Genomic DNA, 19267 nt, shown 5'->3' with positions numbered 1-19267 from the left:
CCCTCGCGGCGGCCGAGCGGGTCGGACGCGTCCTAGAACAGCGAGAACTTGACCGTCACCACGCTGCGCTGCGGGCGCCGCTCGCCCGCCGCCGGGCTCTGGCCGGAGGAGGTGACCGCGCCGAACACGTCCCAGCCGCTGGTCTGCATGGTGAAGCCCGCCGCCTGGAGCGCCTTCTGTGCCTCGTCCTTGCCCATCCCGGTGACGTTCGGGACCGGCACCATGCCCTTGCTGACCACCAGCGAGACCGCGGAGTTCTCCTGCAGCAGCTGCCCGGCCGCCGGCGAGCTGCTGATCACCGAGCCCTCGGGCACGGTGTCGTCGTAGGTCTCGGTCACGCCGCCCCTGGTCAGCTGGGCGCCGGCCAGGGCCGAGGCGGCGTCGGCGGAGCTCTTGCCGGTGAGGTCCGGCACCGCGATCCGCTTGGGACCCCTGGAGACGGTGACGGTGACGCTGTCGCTCTTGCGGGTGCGCGCCCCCACCCCGGGATCCACGGAGATCACCTGCCCGGACGGCACGGACTCGCTGAACACCTCGACGAACCTGCCGTGCAGGCCCTCCTTGTCCAGGACCCGCTGCGCCTCGGCCCGGTCCTTGCCGAGCACGCCCGGCACCGCGCCGTACAGCCCCTCGGAGATCCCGTAGGTGGCGCCGCCGATCGCCAGGATCAGGGCGGCCACCGCGGCCGTCCAGATCAGCGGACCGCGCGGGAGACGGCGGCGCGGCGCGGCCGGCCGGCGCCGCTGCACCGGGGTCGGCTCGTCGTACGGGCGGGGCTCGGCGAGCAGCTCGTCCATCAGCTCCGGCGGCATGTCCAGCACGCTGGTGCGCTCGGTCGGCGGGGCGTCGGCGGGCCGCGGCAGCGGCTGGACCACCGAGGTCGGCTCGGTGGTCGGGTAGCGCGGGCCGGGCCGGGTGGAGGCCGGCGGCTCGGCGTCCAGCTCGGCCGGGGTGAGGGTGCGGCGCACCCGCTGGAGGGCGGCGAGCAGCTCGACCGCGTCGTACGGGCGGGCGTCGGCGGACCGGGCGCAGGCGCCGGCCACTATCGCGTCCAGTTCGGGGCCGACGGCGGGGGCGACCAGCGAGGGGGCCGGGACGTCCTCGTGCAGGTGCTTGTACATGACCTGGACGGGATTGTCGCCGGTGTGCGGGCGGCGGCCGGTCAGCATCTCGTACAGCAGGATGCCGGCCGCGTAGACGTCCACCCGCTGGTCGGTCGGGGCGTCCGGGAGGATCTGCTCGGGCGCCAGGTAGGAGACGGTGCCCATGACCGTGCCGCCGGTGGCGGTGGTGGTCGAGGTGGGCGCGCCGTCGGCGGTGCCGAGCACCCGGACCAGGCCGAAGTCGGCGACCTTGACCAGGCCGCCGTCGGTGATCAGCACGTTCTCGGGCTTGACGTCGCGGTGGACCAGCCCGGCCCGGTGGGCGGCACCGAGCGCGGCCAGCACCGGCTCCAGCACGTCCAGAGCGGCCCGGACGGACAGCGCGCCGCGGTCGCGCAGCAGGTCGCGCAGGGTGCGGCCGGGCACGTACTCCATGGCGAGGAAGACGTGACCGCCGTCCGCGCCCTGGTCGAAGACGGTGACCACGTTGGGGTGGGTGAGCTTGGCGACGGCCTTGGCCTCGCGGATGAAGCGGGCGGTGAAACCCTCGTCGCCGGCCAGCGAAGGGTGCATCACCTTGAGTGCGACCACGCGGTCCAGACGGGTGTCGGTGCCCTTGTAGACGGTGGACATCCCGCCGGTCGCGACGCGCTGCTCGACCCGGTACCGGTTGTCGAGCAGGGCGCCGATCAAGGGGTCGTGCAGTGCCATGTCCACTCGGAGAGTCTAGAGCCGCCCGGGACGGCCGGTCCCGGAGGACACCGCCTCCGGGACCGGCTTGTGACATGCGCGACGGTTCAGAACGCGGGGTGCTCGCGGGTGTCCAGGTCGGCCCGGCCGGCCATCGCGGAGGAGGCCTCGGCGTGGAAGCGGCGCGGGATCCGGCCGGCCCGGTGGGCGAGCCGGCCCGCCTCGGCGGCGTGCCGCATCGCCTCGGCCATCAGCACCGGGTCCTGAGCCCTGGTCACCGCGGAGGCGAGCATCACCGCGGCGCAGCCCAGTTCCATCGCCAGCGCCACGTCGGAGGCGGTGCCGGCGCCCGCGTCCAGGATCACCGGGACGCCCGCACCCTCCACGATCAGCTGGAAATTGTGCGGGTTGCGGATGCCCAGGCCCGAACCGATCGGCGAGCCCAGCGGCATGATGGCCGCGCAGCCGACGTCCTCCAGCTTGCGGGCCAGCACCGGGTCGTCGTTGGTGTACGGCAGGACGGTGAAGCCGTCGTCGACCAGCGTCTCGGCGGCGTCCAGCAGCTCGATCGGGTCGGGCAGCAGGGTGCGTTCGTCGGCGATCACCTCCAGCTTGACCCAGTCGGTGCCGAGCGCCTCGCGGGCCAGCCGGGCGGTCAGCACGGCCTCGCCGGCGGTGAAGCAGCCGGCCGTGTTGGGCAGCACCCGGATGCCGTTGCGGGTCAGCACGTCGAGCACGGAGCCCTGGGTGGAGGCGTCGACCCGGCGCATGGCGACGGTGGTCAGCTCGGTGCCGGAGGCGAGCAGCGCGCGCTCCAGGACCTCCAGGCTGGGGGCGCCCCCGGTGCCCATGATCAGCCGGGAGGAGAAGGCCGTCCCGGCGATGGTCAGAAGGTCGTCGGCCATGGTTCAGCCTCCCTGCACGGCGGTGAGGATCTCGATCCGGTCGCCGCCGGCCAGCGCCGTCCCGGGCCACGAACCGCGGGGCACCACGGCCTCGTTGAGCGCGGCGGCGACACCGGTGTTGGCGGCGCTGACGGCGGCCACCACCTCGGCGAGGGTGGTCGTGGCGGACACCCGGCGGGGCTCGCCGTTGACGGTCAGGGCGATCTCGTTCGGGGTGATCTCGTTCGGGGCGATCTCGGTCATGCGGAGGCCTTCGCAGCGGGGGGTTCGGGGGAGAAGCGCAGGGGTGTGAACGGCCTTGCCGTTTCGGGGACTTCACCGGTGGCCAGGTACTCGGAGACCAGGTCGGCGGTCACCGGGGTGAGCAGCACGCCGTTGCGGTAGTGGCCGGTGGCGGCGACCAGTCCGGGCAGTGACGTCGGGCCGAGCAGCGGGGCGTTGTCCGGCGATCCGGGGCGCAGCCCGGCGGAGGTCTCCAGCAGCGGGAGTTCGGTGATTCCCGGGACCAACTCGTGGGCGTCGCGCAGGAGTTCGTACACCCCGCCGGCGGTGACGGTGGTGTCGTAGCCCTGCTCCTCGGTGGTCGCGCCGACCACCAGCTCGCCGTTCTCCCGGGGCACCAGGTACAGGTGCCGGCCGCGGACCACGGCGCGGACGTTGCGGGACAGGAACGGGCGGTAGGCGTCCGGGACGTGCAGCCGCAGCACCTGCCCCTTCACCGGGCGGATCGCGGGCAGCACACCGTCGGGCAGGCCGGGCAGCCGGTGGCTGTGCGGCCCTGCGGCGAGGACGACCTGCCCGGCGCCCACCCGTTCCCCGGTCGAGAGCCGGGCACCGGTCGCGCGGCCGTCCTCGACCAGCAGCTCGACGGCCTCGGCGCGGTGCAGCAGGACGTTCGCGTTCTCGCAGGCGGCGGCCAGGGCGGTGAGCAGGCGCCGGGGGTCCACCTGGTGGTCGTCCGCGACGTGCAGGCCGCCGCGCACGCCGGGGGCGAGCATCGGCTCCAGCCTGCGGGCCTCCCGGCCGGTCAGCCAGGTCGAGTCCAGACCGAGCCGCTGGTGGAAGGCGTGCAGCTCGCGCAGTTCCTCGCGGTCGTCGGAGTCCAGCGCCACGGCGACGGTGCCGCAGCGGCGGTAGCCGGTGTCCCGGCCGCCGCTCGCCTCGGAGAGCTCGGCGGCGAAGGCCGCGTACCGCTCGTTCGAGGCCATCCCGAGGCGGAGCAGCGGCTCCTCGCCGTACTGCAGCTCGGTGACCGGGGCGAGCATCCCGGCCGCGACCCCGGCGGCCCCGCCGCCGGGGGAGGGGTCGACCACGATCACGTTCCGCAGCCCGCGCTGCGCGGCGCGCCAGGCGACGGCGAGGCCGATGACGCCCCCGCCGATCACCAGCACGTCGGCGTGGGCGCCTGATGGCAAGCGTGACAAAGCTGCTCTTCTCCCTTCGCCGGTATGACCCGGATCAGGTTCGGACGGTCGCAGGCCGTGCCAGCCCGCCTCTCAGCCCGGTGCGCCGGGCTCCCGTGTGGTGCCCCCACCTTAACGCCGGGGGTCGGCCCGGCCGAAGGCCCGTACAGCGGGCGGACGGCCCGCAGGCCGCCGCGTCGCGCTGAGTACAGTGACGGGCGTGGCAGAGCTGAGCGGAACGGATCGGGTGGTCGTCGTCGGAGCCGGGCTGGCCGGGGCGCAGTGCGCCCTCAAGCTGCGGCAGGGCGGCCGGCAGGGGCCGATCGTGCTGGTCGGCGAGGAGCCGCACGCGCCGTACGACCGGCCGCCGCTCTCCAAGGACGTGCTGCTCGGCAAGGCCGACTCCACCGCCCTGGACATCGACTACGGGCAGCTCGGCATCGAGCTGCTCACCGGCCGCCGGGCCACCGGCCTGACCCCCGGCGTGCTGCACACCGACGGCGGCGACCTCCCGTACGGCTCGCTGGTGATCGCCACCGGCGCCGTCCCGCGGGCCCTGCCCGGCGCCGAGCGCGCGCACCTGCTGCACACCCTGGACGACGCCCTGGCGCTGCGCGCGCTGCTGCGCCCCGGGCTGCGGCTGGTGCTGGTCGGCGCGGGCTGGATCGGCGCCGAGGTGTCCACCGCGGCCCGCGCGGCGGGCTGCGAGGTGACCGTGGTCGAGGCCGGCCCGGCGCCGCTGCCCGGCGCGCTGCCGACGGAGGTCGGCTCGGCGATGGCCGCCTGGTACGCCGGGGCCGGGGTCGACCTGCGCTGCGGGGTCGGCGTGGCCGCCGTCGAGCCCGGCGCGGTGCTGCTGGCGGACGGCTCGCACCTGCCCGCCGACGAGGTGGTGGTCGGCATCGGGGCCCGCCCCGCGACCGGCTGGCTGGCCGGCTCCGGGGTCGAGCTGGACGCGGCCGGCGCCGTCGTGGTGGACGGGCGGCTGCGCACCTCGGTGCCCGGCGTGTTCGCGGCCGGCGACTGCGTCAGCTACCCCTCGGCCCGGGCCGGTGCCCGGCTGGCCGTCCAGCACTGGGACCACGCCCTGCAGTCCGGCGAGGCGGTGGCCGCCGCCGTCCTGGGCGCGGACGTGCCGGCCTACGACCCGGTGCCGTACTTCTGGTCCGAGCAGTTCGGCCGGATGGTCCAGTACGCCGGCCGGCACGCCGAGGGCGACGAGCTGCTGTGGCGCGGCTCCCCGCGGGACGGCGACTGGTCGGTGATCTGGCTGCGCGACGGCGTGCCGAGCGCGCTGCTGGCCGTGGACCGGCCGCGCGACCTCACCCAGGGGCGGAGGCTGATCGAGCGCGGTACGGCCCTGGATCCGGCCCGCGCGGGCGACCCGGCGGTGCCGCTGAAGTCGGCCGTCGCGGGGTAGTGCCTGGTGCGCGGTGGGCCGCGGAGGTGGCAGTCTGGTGGCGTGAGTGAGATCGAAAGCAAGATTGAAGCCCTGGTCACCGACTGGATGTACCTGCCCGACATCTCGGAGCAGTGGGGGGTCCGGGTCACCGAGGTACGTGACCTGGTCAAGAACGGCGGCCTGATCGCCGTCCGGCGCGGGCCGAACAAGTCGCTGCAGGTCCCGGCGGCGTTCATCGACGGCCCGGGCCTGGTCAAGCACCTGTCCGGCACCCTGACCGTCCTGCGGGACTGCGGGTACAACGACGTGGAGATCCTGGAGTGGCTCTTCACCGAGGACCCGTCGCTGCCCGGCAGCCCGATCCAGGCGCTGCGGGAGAACCGCGGCACCGAGGTGAAGCGCCGCGCCCAGGCGATGCTGATCTGATGGCGGCGGACACGCTGCGTACCCGGCTGGCCGACGCCCGGCTCTACCTGTGCACCGACGCCCGCCGGGAGCAGGGCGACCTCGCCGAGTTCCTGGACGCGGCGCTGGCGGGCGGGGTGGACATCGTCCAGCTGCGGGACAAGGGCCTGGAGGCCAAGCAGGAGCTGGAGGCCCTGGAGGTCTTCGCCGACGCCTGCCGCCGGCACGGCAAGCTGCTGGCCGTCAACGACCGCGCCGACGTCGCCCACGCGGCCCGGCCGGACGTGCTGCACCTCGGCCAGGACGACCTGCCGGTGCGGGCCGCCCGGGCGATCCTCGGCGAGGACGTGCTGATCGGCCGTTCCTGCCACGCCGAGTCCGAGGTGGACGCGGCGATCGCCGAACCCGGTACGGACTACTTCTGCACCGGCCCGGTCTGGCCGACCCCGACCAAGCCGGGCCGCCCGGCCCCGGGCCTCGGCCTGGTCTCGTACGCGGCGAAGCAGGACACCGACCGGCCGTGGTTCGCGATCGGCGGGATCGACCTCGGCAACCTGGACGAGGTGCTGGCCGCCGGTGCCCGCAGGATCGTCGTGGTGCGGGCCGTCACCGCCGCGGCGGATCCGCGGGCGGCCGCCGCCGAGCTGTCCCGCCGGGTGCGCGCCGCGCTCTGACCGGCCCGGATCAGCAGGATCCGGGGCCCGCAGGCCTCCAGGCCCCGGGGCCGTCGCCGTCCGTCAGTACTTGCGGACGGTGGCGGCCTCGGCCAGGGCCAGCAGCACCGTACGGGCCCGGTCGTCTGCGAGCGGAGCGGCCTCCAGCGCGGCCAGCGACTGCCGCATCAGCTCCTCGATCCGGTGCTCCACCAGCTCGGGCGCGCCGCTGCGGGCGACCAGCGCGCGCAGCTCGGCGACCTCAGGGGCCGCCAGGTCCGGGGCGCCGAGCCGCTCGTCCAGGTGCCGGGCGTCGGCGGCCGGCAGGCCCCGCATCGCGTGCGCGACCAGCAGGGTGCGCTTGCCCTCGCGCAGGTCGTCCCCGGCCGGCTTGCCGGTGACGGCCGGGTCCCCGAAGACGCCGAGCAGGTCGTCGCGCAGCTGGAAGGCCTCGCCCAGCGGCAGCCCGAACGCCCCGTACGCCTCGACCAGTTCCGGCCCGGCACCGGCCAGCAGCGCACCCACCTGCAGCGGCCGTTCGATGGTGTACTTCGCGGACTTGTAGTGCAGCACCGTCCGCGCCCGGTCCAGCGCGCCCTCGTCGGTCGAGTCGCCGGCCACCGGCTCCAGGACGTCCAGGTACTGGCCGAGCATGACCTCGGTGCGCATCAGGTCGAACACCGGCTTGGCGGCGAGGACGGCGGCCGGCTCCAGGCCGGAGCGCAGGAACAGCTCGTCGCACCAGATCAGCAGCAGGTCGCCGAGCAGCACCGCGGCCGAGGTGCCGTACTGCTCGCGGTCGCCGCGCCAGCCGCTGTCCCGGTGCAGCGCCTCGAAGCGGCGGTGGACCGAGGGCAGGCCGCGGCGGGTGTCGCTGCGGTCCATCAGGTCGTCGTGCACCAGGGCGCTCGCCTGGAGCAGCTCGAGGGCGGCGGCCGCGTTGGCGATCGCCTCACCGGTGGCGCCCCCGGCCGGGCCGCCGGCGCCGCGCCAGCCCCAGTAGCAGAAGGCCGGGCGCAGGCGCTTGCCGCCGTCCAGCAGGAAGTCGCGCAGCGCGTCGGCGGCGGGGGCCAGCCGGGGCGAGATCTTGTCGAGCAGCACGGACTGGCCGTCCATGAACGCGGCGAGCGCCGCGTTGACGCGGGTGCGGACGTCCTCCACGTCAATGGGGTTGGCCGCACTGGGGTTGGCCGGCCGGGTGCTGGACGAGGTCACGATGGGGCTCCGCTGGTTCTCTGGGGTGCAGCAAGCGTAACGGTGCGGCTGGGAACGGGTGTGCGAGCGGCCCCGCGGGGGCTCGGAGGAGGCGCCGCGGAACGGGGCCGGGGTGAACCGGAACGTCTTCCATCTCTTGTCTCAATAGGTGGAATACGGTTGTCCGGCCCCTTCGAACGCCGGATAGCCTGCCAGCATGGCACTCGGTATCGCTTCCACGAGAACGGATCGCGCACTGACGGTGCGCGACCTCCTGGCGGCCGGAAAGCGCTCCTTCTCCTTCGAATTCATGCCGCCGCGCACCGAGGTCGGCGAGCAGAAACTCTGGGACGCCATCCGTCGGCTCGAACCGCTCGACCCGAACTTCGTCTGTATGACCTACGGCGCCGGCGGCTCCTCGCGCGAGCGCACCGTCAACATGGTCGGCCGGATCGCCACCGAGACCACCCTGACCCCGGTCGCCCACCTCACCGCGGTGGACCACTCGATCGCGGAGCTGCGCAACATCATCGGCCAGTACGCCGACCAGGGCGTGCGGAACGTCCTGGCGGTCCGGGGCGACCCGCCCGGCGACCCGATGGGCGAGTGGGTCAGCCACCCCGAGGGCGTCACCTACGCGTACGAGCTGGTGGAGCTGATCAAGGGCATCGGCGACTTCTGCGTCGGCGTCGCGGCCTCGCCGAACATGCACCCGCGCTCGACCGACTGGGACGAGGACATCCGGCACTTCGTGGCGAAGATCCGCTCCGGGGCCGACTACGCGATCACCCAGATGTTCTTCGAGGTGGACGACTACCTGCGGCTGCGCGACCGGGTCACGGCCGCCGGCTGCGAGACGCCGATCATCCCGGAGATCATGCCGGTCACCAACGCCAAGCAGCTGGAGCGCTTCCCCCAGCTCAGCGGCTCGGCCTTCCCCGCCGACCTGGAGGCCCGCCTGCGGGCGGCCATCGACGACCCGGCGGCGCTGCGGGCCATCGGCATGGAGCACGCCACGGCGATGGCCGAGCGCCTCCTCGCCGAGGGCGCGCCCGGTCTGCACTTCATCACGCTGAACCACTCGACGGCGACGCTGGAGATCTACCAGAACCTGGGGCTGCACCAGCGCTGACCGGCCGGCCGGGCCCGCGCCCGCGCAGCGCCGGCGCCGGGTGTTCACGAGCCCGTCACCGAACCGACGGTGACGGGCTCGGTCGTGTGCGGCCGCCGTCCGGGGCGGCGGGAACGCGATGCGGTACCCCGGCCGTTGAACCGGTACAGTCGCCGCACACGCGCGGCGCACAAGCGCGGGTACGCGACTGGAGGTAGCGGGCGGATGGGCATCGGATACCTGCTGCTGTACACCGCGTTGGCGGTGGTGGCGCTCTGGTTGGTCGCCGAGGTGCTGCTGCAGAACCGGGCGCCGCTGCACTGGCGGGTCCTGGCCCTGGCCGGCTTCCTGGGCGTGGCCGCCGGGATGGTCCTCGGCTCGGTCGTGGTGATCGGGGCCGGCGCCGCGCTGTTCGCGGTCGGCCAGACCTTCGTCACCCTCGCGGTCAAGCGCGGCCACCAGGCCGGCTGGTCCCTTCGGAAGGCCGACGGCACCCTGCCCGGCCCGCTCGCCAAGGTGCCGCTGCTGGGCGCCCTGACCGGCGGCGCCGCCGCGGTGGCGGCCGTCGCCGTCGCCAGGAAGCGGGTCGGCGAGGTCAGCGCCGTCGAGGAGACCCGGGCCGCCGCGCCGGTCCCCGTCGAGGTGCCCGACGAGGTGCCCGAGGTCGAGCAGACCGCCGCCTTCGAGATGCAGGAACTCGCCCAGGACGGCGTCTACGCCCCCGGGTACTACGAGCAGCAGCAGCCGCAGGTCCAGCAGCAGCACCAGGACCCGTACGCCGCCGCCTACCAGTCCGGCTACGACCAGCAGCAGTGGCAGACCCAGCAGCAGCCCGCCTACGCCTACGACCAGCAGCAGTCCTACGGCGGCTACCCCCAGCAGCAGGACCCGTACGGCGGCTACCCGCAGCAGCAGGACCAGCAGCAGGACCCGTACGCGGGCTACCAGCAGCCGCAGCACCAGCAGACCTGGGACCCGAACGCCCAGCCCCAGCAGCAGTGGCAGCCGCAGCCCGACCCGCAGGTCCAGGGCATCCCGCAGCAGCCGGCGTACGACCAGAACTACGGCTACCAGCAGCAGAACACCTGGCACCAGGGCTGACCCGGCAGGGGCCCGGCAGCAGAGGCGCCGACCGGGCCGGGCCGCCGGGCCCTACGCCGGGCCGATCAGCCCGGCGGTGATGCAGGCCGACATGCCGACGCGGGCGAGGCCGCCGCCGGGGTGGGCGTTGCCGCCGACCAGGTAGAGGCCCGGGACGGGCGACGCATTGGCGGCGTGCAGCCCCGCGTACGAACCCGCGAGCACCGGGCGGGCGACCGAGCCGAACAGCGCGCCGGTCTCCCGGCGGGTGTCCTCCGGGGTGCGCACGACCCGCCACAGCACCCGCTCGCGCAGTCCCAGGCCGGCCGCGTCGACGTGGGCGAGCAACCGGTCGGCGTAGCGGTCGGCGACACCGGGGGCGGTCCAGTCGACGTCCTCCTCCTGGGCCGGGACGGTCGCGGTCAGCACCACGCTCTCGTGGGCGTCGTCGGGGCGCAGCGCCGGGTCGTCCGGGCGGAGCACCTGCACGGTGGGACGCTCGCACAGCGGCGCGGACAGGGTGAGGGCGTTCTCCTCGGCGGCCGGGTCCACCGCGTGGACCACCGTCCGGTGCGCGGTGCCCTCGGGCCGGGGCCCGCGCAGGGCGAGCAGCACGCTGAACCGGCCGGGCACCTCGAACGGCTCCCAGTCCTCGGCCGGCACCCCCGGCCACTCGGCGATGCCGTGGTGGAACAGCGTGCGGGTGTCCATCGCGGAGATCACCAGGTCCGCGTCGATCCGGCCGTCCGCCGTCCCGACCCCGCACGCCCGGCCGTTCTCCACGACCACCCGGGTGACCGGGGTGTCGAAGCGGAACCCGACCCCGCGCAGCTCGCAGCGCCGGTACACGGCGTCCGCGAGCGCGCGAAGGCCGCCCCGGACGTACCAGACGCCGAAGGACTGCTCCATGTACGGCAGCACGGCGGCCCCCGCCGGGGCCTGCCCGGGCAGGAGGCCGTACCGCAGCGCGGGCTCGCCCAGCAGGGCGGTCAGGCCGGGGTGGCCGCCGAGCTGCCGCCGCGCCACGTCGGCGAGGCTCCACGGCCGCGGGCGGCGCAGCCGGGCCAGGCCGGCGCGCGGCGGCACGGGGTACGGGTCGGTGTCCACCCGGGCCCGGCCGGCCGGGGACAGGACACCGAGGTCGGCCGGGAGCGCCTCCTCCAGCAGCGGGCGGCGGGTGGCCTCCCAGACCGTCCGGCCGTGGTTCATCACCTCGCTCCAGCGGGCGCCGGAGCCGGCGCCGAAGGCGGCGTCCAGGGCCTGGCTGACACCGCCGCGGGAGGCGTTGGGCAGGGTGACGGCGGTGCCGTCGGGGAACAGGTGCCGGCTCTCCGGGTCGACCGGGGCCAGCTCGACCAGCTGCTCCAGCGGCTCCTTGCCGGTCTTCAGCGCGAGGTCGCGGTAGACGGCCGGGAGGGAGAGCAGGCCGGGGCCGGTGTCGAAGGCGAAGCCGTCGCGCTCGTACCGCCCGACCATGCCCCCGTACGTGCCGCCCGCCTCGCAGACCGTCACCCGGTGGCCGAGGGTCGCCAGCCGGGAGGCCGCCGCGAGCCCGCTCATTCCTGCGCCGATGACGACGATCTTTGCCATGGCCCCGATCCTAGGGCGTGTCTGACAATGCCCGCCGGGTGCGCGACGCCGGGGCACGCACCTCGCCGCGTTGTCGTCGGTCGCCAATGCTCCGCAGTGGCTCCCTCCTCCGCCTTGCGATGCACGCACCCCGACGCCGCGCCCTGATCCGACGCGAATTGTCAGACACGCCCTGGGACCAGGTTTACGCCGTGCCCGCGGCGCCCGCCGCCCTGGCGGCCCTGCGTTCGCGGCGGCGGGCCCGGAAGGCGCGGATCTTCGTGATCGCCAGCCGGACCAGCAGCAGACCGGCGACCAGGACCGCGGCGGCGACCGAGGCGGCCAGCCAGGGGTGGAAGATCGCCAGCGTGACCAGGCCGGCCACCGAGAGGTCCTCGGCCATGCTGACCACGATGTTGCTGACCGGTTCCGGGGAGGTGTTGACGGCCATCCGCAGCGAGGACTTCACCAGGTGGCTGACCAGCGCCGAGGTGCCGCCCATCGCGCCGGCCGCGACCTCGCTGAGCGAACCGGGGTCGTTGCTCGCGATCAGCACGCCGACGGTGGCACCGGCGATCGGCCGGATCACCGTGTGCACGACGTCCCAGACGCTGTCCACGTACGGGATCTTGTCGGCCACGGCCTCCAGCGCGAACAGCACGCCCGCCACCACCAGCACGTCCGTGCGCTCCAGCGCCTGCGGCACCGAGTCCGCGTCACCGAACCTGCCCAGCAGGCCGAGCAGCAGCACCACCGCGTAGGCGTTGATGCCGCTGGCCAGCCCGCTGGTGAAGATCAGCGGCAGGACCGTCATCGCGTCCCCCTCCTCGTCATCGCGTCCGCTCCTCGTCCGGCGGGGCCGGTTCCGCCCGGCCCCGCCGTACCGTACCGGCACCCGGGACGTTGTGGACGCACGTCGCGGTTCCGGCGGACGGCGGGCCGGGACGGACTGAGTACGGATACTCAGATTCGCGGTTGAGTACGTCAGCGGATGGCCGACGACCTGCGCGGACGGGAGAGTGGTGGCACCCGGGAGGGCGGCGCGTCGGGCGCCCGGCCCGCCCGGGCGGCGGATCCGTCCGTCTCCCGGCCGCGCAGGCCGGGGGAGGCGGCGGACGGACCGCCACGGGGCTGGTCGTGGTCCCCGCACCGCCGACACGGGGCGGCGGAGCGGGCCGGGGGGAGACCGGCCGCGAGGGGGAGTTCGCCGCCGCCGGCCAGGGGGTGGACCGGCGGAGCGACGACACGGCGGCGGCGCGGAACCGGGGGAGGACCGCGCCTGCCGCCGCTACCCCGTTTTCCGGTCTCCCTACGGCTTTTCCGGACTCCTTACGGCCCCTTCGCGCCGCAGGAGCGGCCTTCCGGGCCGGATTGTCAGTGGTGCCGTTCACGATGGGAAGGCACGGACCACCCGGTCCGCGCGCTGCCTCGGAACGGGGGAGACCATGACCATCAGTCGTCCTGAGCCCGTCACCGCCCGCCTCCACTCCGCCGCCCTGCCACAGCTCCCGGGGCCGTCCGCCCGACGCCCCGCCGGAGCGGACGTCCACCCCGTGCTGCGCCGGACCGCCGCGCCGCCGGCCGCCCTCGACCTGCTCGCCGACGCCCACCGCACCCTCGTCCGGGCCCGCGCCCTGGAGGACCCGCTGGAGCGCTACGCCACCGCCCACCTGGCCGCGCTGCGCACGGTGGCGGCCGTCCTGGCGGTGCGCGGCCGCCCGGAGAAGAGTCCGCGCCGCCGCAAGGCCATCCGCAGCGCCTGGGAGGTGCTGCCCGAGGTGGCCCCGGAACTCGCCGAATGGGCGCTCTACTACGGCGCCGGCGCCCGCCGCCGGGCCGCCGCCGAGGCCGGGATCAGGGGCGCCGCCTCGGCCCGCGACGCCGACGACCTGATCCGCAACTCCGCCCTCTTCCTGCGCCTGGTCGAGCGGCTGCTCGGCCTGCACGCCGCGCCGCCCCCGCCCCGGCTGCCACTGGAGGCCGACGAGCCGCCGGTCTGACAGGGTCCCCGCCGGGCCGGTCCGACGAGGTCCCCGCCGGGCCGGTCCAGAGCCTGTCTCCTGGATTTTGTCGGATCAGGCCGCGGCGTTGGGGTGCGTGCATCGCAAGGCGGAGGAGGGAGCCACTGCGGAGCATTGGCGACCGACGACAACGCGGCGAGGTGCGTGCCCCGGCGTGGTGGGCCCGGCAAGGATCCAGGAGACAGGCTCTAAGGTGGAGGCATCCTGATCGAACTGCACGTGCCAAGGAGCCCCACCTTGTACCCGACGCGTCCCCGCAGTGCCCTGCGTACCGCCGTGGTGTGGGAGGTGGTCCGGGCAGCCCTGGAGAAGCGGGCGGCCGAGCTGGACCAGCCGGTGCTCGACGTGGTCGACACCGGCGGCGGCACCGGGAACTTCGCCGTGCCGGTCGCCAAGCTCGGCCACCGCGTCACCGTGGTCGACCCGAGCCCGGACGCCCTGTTCGCCCTGGAGCGCCGGGCCGCCGAGGCCGGTGTGACGGACCTGGTGCGGGCCGTCCAGGGCGACACCCAGACCCTGCCGGAGCTGGTCGCTCCCGGCAGCGTGGACGCGGTGCTCTGCCACGGCGTGCTGGAGGTCGTGGACGACCCGGCCGAGGCGCTCGGCAGCCTGGCCGGCACCCTGCGCGCGGGCGGTGTGGTCAGCCTGCTGGCGGCCAACCGCAACGGCGCCGTGCTGGCCCGCGCGCTGGCCGGCCACTTCAACGAGGCCCGCACCGTGCTCTCCGCCACGGACGGCCGCTGGGGCGCGCAGGACCCGATGCCGCGCCGCTTCACCGGCGAGGAGCTGGGCCGGCTGGCCGAGGCCGCCGGCCTGCGGGTGGAGTCGGTGCACGGCGTACGGGTCTTCGCCGACCTCGTCCCCGGGGTGCTGGTGGACGCCGAGCCGGGTGCCCTGGACGCGCTGCTGAAGCTGGAGGAGGCCGCCGCCGAGCAGCCCGCGTTCCATGCCGTGGCGACTCAGCTGCACCTGCTGGCCACCCTGGCCTGAGGCGTTCCGTCCGGCACGCGCTCCTCTCAGGGCGCGTGCGCCCCTTCACGAACCCTGCCACCGTCGTACGGTTTTTTTGCACACCGTACGGCGGCGGTTCGCGCCCCGGAGGCCTGGCGGTTCCCCGCCCGTAGCCCGTCCGTGCGCCGGTCGGCCCCCGGTCGCTCCGCGCCGCCCGGTGGCAAACCTGCCCAGGTCCGGGACGATTCCATCCGATCGGGCACTTGTCCGGGGCGTGGCGCGTTGACTCCGATGCGGCCGTCCCCGCTCGAAGTGGCCCGTCCCACGCGGCGCAGACCACTCCGTAACGGGCCCACGGACCGTATGATCTGGGTAAAGCCGGAAAGCATGACAGCCGGACGCGTGGGGCATATGGACGACACGGGCCGGGTCCCCCGCACGGGCGTCCGACCGTGTGCCCCAAGGCTGATTGGACTTGCCTCCCCGACCGGGGTGGGCGGACCGGTCGCACGCGCGACCGACGAGTAGGAGGACTCCGTGCCGCTCTCGGAGCACGAGCAGCGACTGCTCGACCAGATGGAGCGAGCGCTGTATGCCGAAGATCCCAAATTCGCGTCTGCGCTTGAGGGAACCGGGCTGCGCACCTACACCCGTCGGCGGGTCTACCTGGCCGTCGCCGGCTTCGTGGTGGGCATCGGCCTGCTGATGGGCGGCATGGTCGTGCCGGACCAGATCTGGGTCAGCGTCGTGGGCTTCCTGGTGATGCTCGGATGTGCGGTGTTCGCCGTGACCGGCTGGCGCCGGGGGCCCGCGGGCCAGGGCACCGGGGCCCGCCCGGCCGCCGCCCCGCGCCGCAAGGCCGGGATGATGGACCGGGTGGAGCAGCGCTGGCAGCGTCGTCGGGACGAGCAGACCGGGGGCTTCTGAGCCGCCCGGCCGATGGCCGGAGCCGATGGGTACGAAACGGATGAAGCCGGGGCGGGCAGTCGATCGACTGCCCGCCCCGGCTTCGTGTCCGGGTCAGGACTCCGGCGTCACGATTGCGGCGTGGACCGCTTGCGCCGGGTGAAGACCCGCCGCACCGGCGCGCGGACCGCCTCGACCGCCCGGCCGACCCGGGTGCCGACCGCCGCCCGGGCCGCCCGCACCGCGTCGGAGATCCGCCACCACAGCTGGGCCGAGGACGGCGGCAGCAGCAGCGCCCTGGTCCGCCCGGCCCGGCCGGCGCTCGCCCGCAGCCCGCGCCGGACGGTGCGCACGTCGGCGGCCAGCGGCTCCGTGGTGGGCCGCCCGGGCGGGGCGTAGAGCACCCGCTCGGTGGCCAGCGCCAGCCGGCCGGTGGCGGCCGAGGAGTCCGCGTCCAGCTGCGCCTTCTCGGTGATCCGGCGGGCCGCCGAACGCGGGGTGCGTGACTCGTCCGGGGGAATTCCGAGGTCCCAGGCGGAGTCGATCAGCTCGTCCCAGGCGGCCAGCACCTGGGCGTCGGTCAGCTCCGCCGGCCCGCTCCCGCCGGGCCCGCGCCGGCCCCCGCCGCCCAGTCGGCGGCGGCGCACGGCGGCGCGCCAGAGCATCGGGGCGAGCAGCAGTGCGATCAGCACGAGCACCGCGGCCAGGGTGACGAGCACCTGCGGGGAGAGCAGCCAGGACTCCTCGGCGGCCGTGGCGACGGCCTTGCCCTTGGTGTCGCACTCGCCCAGCTGGCGCTGCTTGGGGGTGCAGTCCGAGCTGGAGGTCGGCGCGGGGGCGGCCGAGGCGCTCTGCGGGGCGGCGGTCACCTGCTGGGTCGGCGCGCTGGTCGGGGCGTTGGACGCCTCGGTGTAGCGGGCCGGGACGCCGCGGCTCGGGGTCGGCTCGAAGCGCAGCCAGCCGTAGCCCGAGAAGTACAGCTCGGGCCAGGCGTGGTACATCCGGCCGGTCACCGAGTAGAGGCCGCCGCCCTTGTTGTCGCCGGGGGTGAAGCCGACGGCCACCCGGGCCGGGATCTTCAGTACCCGGGCCATCGCCGCCATGGTGGAGGCGAAGTGCACGCAGAAGCCGCGGCGGTCGCGCAGGAAGACGGCGATGGCGTCGCTGCCGGTGCCGCCGTTGACCGCGGTGTCGTACGTGAAGTCCGGCCCGGTGAACCAGTTGACCAGCGCCGTCGCCCGGTCGTAGTCGTTCCGGGCGCCGGCGGTGACGGCCCTGGCCTTCTCGGCGACCACCGGCGGCAGGTCGGCCGGGACGGCGGTGTAGTGCTCCCTGATGTCCTGCGGCGCGGTGGCCGCGAGGCGCAGGTCGTTGGCGGTGGGCCGCAGGTCCAGGGCGCTGACGTGGTAGCTCAGGTTGCGGATCGCCTTGTCGTTGGCCGGCAGGACGGTGCGGGTCAGCGGGTCGAGCTTCCAGTCGCCGGGCTTGGGGACCTGGACGGAGACGGCCGGGTAGGGCATCGGCAGCCAGCTGCCCTCCAGCCGGTCGCCGATCTTGAGGTCGACGTCGATCCGGGGGAGCTGGGCGTCGCGCAGGCCCTCGGGGGTGGGCAGCGTCGCCGGGAGGTCGGTGACCGTGGGGCTGGCGAGCTTCCAGTTGGTGCCGTCGAACTGGTCGAGCGAGCCGGTCCGCAGATAGGTCTGATCGGCCAGCGAGCTGTCCAGGGTGTAGGTGAGCAGCTCCGCGTCGGTCGGCCTGGTGACCGCGGCCTCCAGGCTGACCATCGGGTCGAGGCTGGTCAGGCTCCCGCCGGCGCCCTTGCCCTTCGACCCGCCGGAGCCGGAGTTCAGCAGTCCGGAGCTCCACTGCGGCAGGATCACCGGCAGCAGCAGCGCCACCGCCAGGGCCAGCACGCCGACCTGCCGGCCGCCCGGGCTGACCCGGCCGGACTCCACCGAGCCGCGCGCCCCGCCGTAGAAGACCCGGCCCCAGCGGGAGACCCGGTCCTGGCCCTCGGCGAACAGCAGCAGCAGGTAGCCGGCCGCGGCGACGGCGAACCAGACCCAGCTGCCGTGCTCCCCGGCCAGGCCGTTGCCGACCGAGTACAGGGCCAGCAGCGGCAGCCCGGCCAGCGCCGAGCGCCGGTAGGTCACCGCGACGGTGTCCACCGCGACGGCGATCAGGCCGATCGCCGAGACCAGGATCAGCCGCAGTCCGGCGGTCGGCGGAGCCGGGATGGCGTACTGCTGTATGTCGTCCAGGCCGGAGCTGAGGACCTGGTCCAGGACCCGTATCGTGGCCGGCCCGGGCAGTACCCCGCCGGCGCCTGCGAAGCCGAGCAGCAGCAGGAGGAGCAGGACCAGCAGCTGCCCGACCGGCACCGTCCAGCGGTACAGCGGGGAGCGGCGCAGGCCCGCGCCGACCGCGGAGATCACTGCGATCACCAGGACGGCGTGGGTGAACCAGCTGCGGGTGGTGAGCAGCGGCATCATGCACAGCGAGGCGAGGGCGGTGGCCAGCGCCGAGTACGCGGTCAGTTTGGCCCGGGTGGTCACGCGCCGGCCTCTTCTCGGTAGGGGGCGGTCGTCCTGCTGCCGTCGGCGGCCCGCCACAGGTCCGGTACGGAGTCCCCGGCCCGCACCGGGATCACCGTCCACCCGGACTCGCGCAGTTGCCGGACCCGGGCGCGGAAGTCGTCGCCGCCGGTGTCCGGGGCGAGCATCCGCAGGCCGGCCCAGGTGCCGGTGTCCAGCAGGAGGGCGATCGCGCCGCCGGCGCGGCTGCGCAGCCGGCCCAGCCGGGTGGCCTGGGCGTCGTCCAGGTCGCCGAGGACGGCGACCAGCAGGCCCTCGCCGCCGGCACGCAGCGGATCCTCGGCGCGGGAGAGGGTGCCGCCGTCGGACAGGTCGGCGACGGCGAGGGCGTCCAGGATCAGCCCGGAGGTGGCGGCGCTGCCGTGGCCGCCGCCCGCGCCGGGCGCGGGCACGGACAGCCCGGTGTCGGTGAGCAGCCGGGTCTGGTAGCCGCGCTCCAGCAGGTGCGCGCAGACCGAGGCGGCGCAGCCGACCGCCCACTCGAAGGAGGAGGCGGGGCCGCTGCCCCGGTGGGCGATCTCCCGGGTGTCCAGCACGACGGTGGCCCGGGCCTGCCGGGGCTGCTCCTCGCGGCGCACCATCAGCTCGCCGTACCGGGCGGTGGAGCGCCAGTGCACCCGGCGCAGGTCGTCGCCGGGCCGGTACTCGCGCAGGATCACGTCGTCGTCGCCGGCCAGCGCCAGGGTGCGGCTGTGGCTCTCGCCCTGGCCGATCCATTCGCCGCTGAGCCGTACCGACGGCAGCGCCTGGACCTGGGGGACGACGGTGAGGACGTCGGAGGCGGTGAAGGCGCGGGTCACCTCGCACATCCCGAACGGGTCGGACAGCCGCAGCTGGAGCGGCCCGAGCGGGTAGCGGCCGCGCAGGTCGGAGCGGACCCGGTAGGAGACCTCGCGGTTGCCGCGCGGCTCGACCCGGTCCAGCACGAAGCGCGGGCGCGGCCCGAGCACGTACGGGACCTTGTCCTCCAGCAGCAGCACGCCGGTGGGCACCCGGGAGACGTTGTCGACCCGCAGGTGGACCCGGGCCTCCTGGCCGGCGACGGCCCGGCGCGGGCTGAGCCGGCGTCCGCTGGCCACCCGGTAGCGGGTGTTGGCGACCACCACCACGGCGACCAGCGGCAGGGCGGCGAGCAGGACGCCGACGCGCAGCAGGGCGTTCTGGTCGAGCAGGTAGGAACAGACCACCGCGGTGACCCCGGCGGCGAGGAAGGACCGCCCCCGGGTGGTGAGACCGCGGAACCCGGCCCGCAGTCCCGAAGCGGAGTCGGACTGGGTCAC

Annotated in this window: 17 protein-coding genes and 1 riboswitch; of the genes, 8 read left to right on the top strand and 9 right to left on the bottom strand. The window is 75.0% G+C overall.

Annotation, left to right across the window (positions count from 1 at the left end; all coding sequences use genetic code 11):
• Positions 1-32: 32 nt before the first annotated feature.
• The 4 genes from pknB to thiO form a co-directional block, all read right to left on the bottom strand.
• On the bottom strand, positions 33-1814 hold the full coding sequence (gene pknB / locus ACFVUY_RS11885; RefSeq protein WP_387729748.1) for a Stk1 family PASTA domain-containing Ser/Thr kinase: 1782 nt from the start codon (positions 1812-1814) through the stop codon (positions 33-35).
• Between the two features lie 86 nt (positions 1815-1900).
• On the bottom strand, positions 1901-2698 hold the full coding sequence (locus tag ACFVUY_RS11880; protein ID WP_387694805.1) for a thiazole synthase: 798 nt from the start codon (positions 2696-2698) through the stop codon (positions 1901-1903).
• A 3-nt stretch (positions 2699-2701) separates the two neighbouring features.
• Positions 2702-2941, bottom strand: coding sequence for a sulfur carrier protein ThiS (gene thiS / locus ACFVUY_RS11875; protein WP_380551970.1), 240 nt, complete (start codon positions 2939-2941; stop codon positions 2702-2704).
• Entirely contained in the window at positions 2938-4113 is a 1176-nt protein-coding gene (gene thiO, locus ACFVUY_RS11870; RefSeq protein WP_380551967.1) for a glycine oxidase ThiO, read from the bottom strand. Before thiO ends, thiS begins: the two co-directional genes overlap by 4 nt.
• A 3-nt stretch (positions 4114-4116) precedes the next feature.
• Positions 4117-4229: riboswitch (TPP riboswitch) on the bottom strand.
• An 83-nt stretch (positions 4230-4312) separates the two neighbouring features.
• On the opposite strand from thiO, the gene ACFVUY_RS11865 reads away from it, so the two are divergent.
• From ACFVUY_RS11865 to thiE, 3 genes are read left to right on the top strand one after another with little or no spacing between them, the layout of a single operon-like run.
• Positions 4313-5521, top strand: a complete 1209-nt coding sequence (locus ACFVUY_RS11865) for an NAD(P)/FAD-dependent oxidoreductase (protein ID WP_387729424.1) — start codon at positions 4313-4315, stop codon at positions 5519-5521.
• 42 nt (positions 5522-5563) lie between these two features.
• Positions 5564-5929 (top strand): Rv2175c family DNA-binding protein, encoded by a 366-nt coding sequence (locus ACFVUY_RS11860; protein ID WP_189915099.1) that lies wholly within the window; start codon positions 5564-5566, stop codon positions 5927-5929.
• The gene (thiE, locus tag ACFVUY_RS11855) at positions 5929-6582 is read left to right on the top strand and encodes a thiamine phosphate synthase (RefSeq protein ID WP_387694809.1); all 654 of its coding nucleotides are present in this window, start codon (positions 5929-5931) and stop codon (positions 6580-6582) included. Before ACFVUY_RS11860 ends, thiE begins: the two co-directional genes overlap by 1 nt.
• A gap of 63 nt (positions 6583-6645) precedes the next feature.
• Here the strand turns inward: thiE and ACFVUY_RS11850 are convergent, their stop codons facing one another.
• Entirely contained in the window at positions 6646-7776 is a 1131-nt protein-coding gene (locus ACFVUY_RS11850) for a polyprenyl synthetase family protein (RefSeq protein ID WP_359897116.1), read from the bottom strand.
• A 196-nt stretch (positions 7777-7972) separates the two neighbouring features.
• Between ACFVUY_RS11850 and metF the strand changes: the two genes are divergently transcribed.
• The gene (metF, locus tag ACFVUY_RS11845) at positions 7973-8887 is read left to right on the top strand and encodes a methylenetetrahydrofolate reductase [NAD(P)H] (RefSeq protein ID WP_359897118.1); all 915 of its coding nucleotides are present in this window, start codon (positions 7973-7975) and stop codon (positions 8885-8887) included.
• 204 nt (positions 8888-9091) lie between these two features.
• Positions 9092-9967, top strand: coding sequence for a hypothetical protein (locus tag ACFVUY_RS11840; protein ID WP_387729422.1), 876 nt, complete (start codon positions 9092-9094; stop codon positions 9965-9967).
• A 51-nt stretch (positions 9968-10018) separates the two neighbouring features.
• On the opposite strand, the gene ACFVUY_RS11835 is transcribed toward ACFVUY_RS11840, so the two are convergent.
• Positions 10019-11536 carry a phytoene desaturase family protein gene (locus ACFVUY_RS11835; protein ID WP_387729420.1) on the bottom strand — a complete coding sequence of 506 codons (1518 nt, stop codon included), beginning with the start codon at positions 11534-11536 and terminating at the stop codon, positions 10019-10021.
• 184 nt (positions 11537-11720) lie between these two features.
• Positions 11721-12329: a DUF4126 domain-containing protein gene (locus ACFVUY_RS11830; protein WP_387694812.1), complete on the bottom strand. Its 609-nt coding sequence runs from the start codon at positions 12327-12329 to the stop codon at positions 11721-11723.
• A gap of 631 nt (positions 12330-12960) precedes the next feature.
• Between ACFVUY_RS11830 and ACFVUY_RS11825 the strand changes: the two genes are divergently transcribed.
• From ACFVUY_RS11825 to ACFVUY_RS11815, 3 genes are all read left to right on the top strand, one after another.
• Positions 12961-13515 (top strand): SAV_6107 family HEPN domain-containing protein, encoded by a 555-nt coding sequence (locus ACFVUY_RS11825; RefSeq protein ID WP_387694813.1) that lies wholly within the window; start codon positions 12961-12963, stop codon positions 13513-13515.
• A 258-nt stretch (positions 13516-13773) separates the two neighbouring features.
• Positions 13774-14526: a methyltransferase domain-containing protein gene (locus ACFVUY_RS11820; protein WP_359897125.1), complete on the top strand. Its 753-nt coding sequence runs from the start codon at positions 13774-13776 to the stop codon at positions 14524-14526.
• 498 nt (positions 14527-15024) lie between these two features.
• Positions 15025-15414 carry a DUF3040 domain-containing protein gene (locus ACFVUY_RS11815; RefSeq protein ID WP_049651927.1) on the top strand — a complete coding sequence of 130 codons (390 nt, stop codon included), beginning with the start codon at positions 15025-15027 and terminating at the stop codon, positions 15412-15414.
• A gap of 107 nt (positions 15415-15521) precedes the next feature.
• On the opposite strand, the gene ACFVUY_RS11810 is transcribed toward ACFVUY_RS11815, so the two are convergent.
• Both ACFVUY_RS11810 and ACFVUY_RS11805 read right to left on the bottom strand, forming a co-directional pair.
• A complete protein-coding gene (locus tag ACFVUY_RS11810) occupies positions 15522-17948 on the bottom strand; it encodes a DUF3488 and DUF4129 domain-containing transglutaminase family protein (protein WP_387729418.1) in 2427 nt (808 codons plus the stop codon).
• Positions 17945-19267: a DUF58 domain-containing protein gene (locus tag ACFVUY_RS11805; protein ID WP_387694815.1), complete on the bottom strand. Its 1323-nt coding sequence runs from the start codon at positions 19265-19267 to the stop codon at positions 17945-17947. The genes ACFVUY_RS11810 and ACFVUY_RS11805 overlap by 4 nt, the downstream gene beginning before the upstream one ends.

This window comes from Kitasatospora sp. NPDC058063 (assembly GCF_042885395.1).
GTDB classification, from domain to species: domain Bacteria; phylum Actinomycetota; class Actinomycetes; order Streptomycetales; family Streptomycetaceae; genus Kitasatospora; species Kitasatospora lactacystinica.
This window is presented reverse-complemented; position numbering and strand designations above follow the sequence as displayed.

Bases quoted from the DNA above. Each gene is read 5' to 3' on its own strand.
- pknB (WP_387729748.1), bottom strand. From the start codon at position 1,814: ATGGCACTGCACGACCCCTTGATCGGCGCCCTGCTCGACAACCGGTAC.
- ACFVUY_RS11880 (WP_387694805.1), bottom strand. From the start codon at position 2,698: ATGGCCGACGACCTTCTGACCATCGCCGGGACGGCCTTCTCCTCCCGG.
- thiS (WP_380551970.1), bottom strand. From the start codon at position 2,941: ATGACCGAGATCGCCCCGAACGAGATCACCCCGAACGAGATCGCCCTG.
- thiE (WP_387694809.1), top strand. From the start codon at position 5,929: ATGGCGGCGGACACGCTGCGTACCCGGCTGGCCGACGCCCGGCTCTAC.
- metF (WP_359897118.1), top strand. From the start codon at position 7,973: ATGGCACTCGGTATCGCTTCCACGAGAACGGATCGCGCACTGACGGTG.
- ACFVUY_RS11840 (WP_387729422.1), top strand. From the start codon at position 9,092: ATGGGCATCGGATACCTGCTGCTGTACACCGCGTTGGCGGTGGTGGCG.
- ACFVUY_RS11835 (WP_387729420.1), bottom strand. From the start codon at position 11,536: ATGGCAAAGATCGTCGTCATCGGCGCAGGAATGAGCGGGCTCGCGGCG.
- ACFVUY_RS11830 (WP_387694812.1), bottom strand. From the start codon at position 12,329: ATGACGGTCCTGCCGCTGATCTTCACCAGCGGGCTGGCCAGCGGCATC.
- ACFVUY_RS11825 (WP_387694813.1), top strand. From the start codon at position 12,961: ATGACCATCAGTCGTCCTGAGCCCGTCACCGCCCGCCTCCACTCCGCC.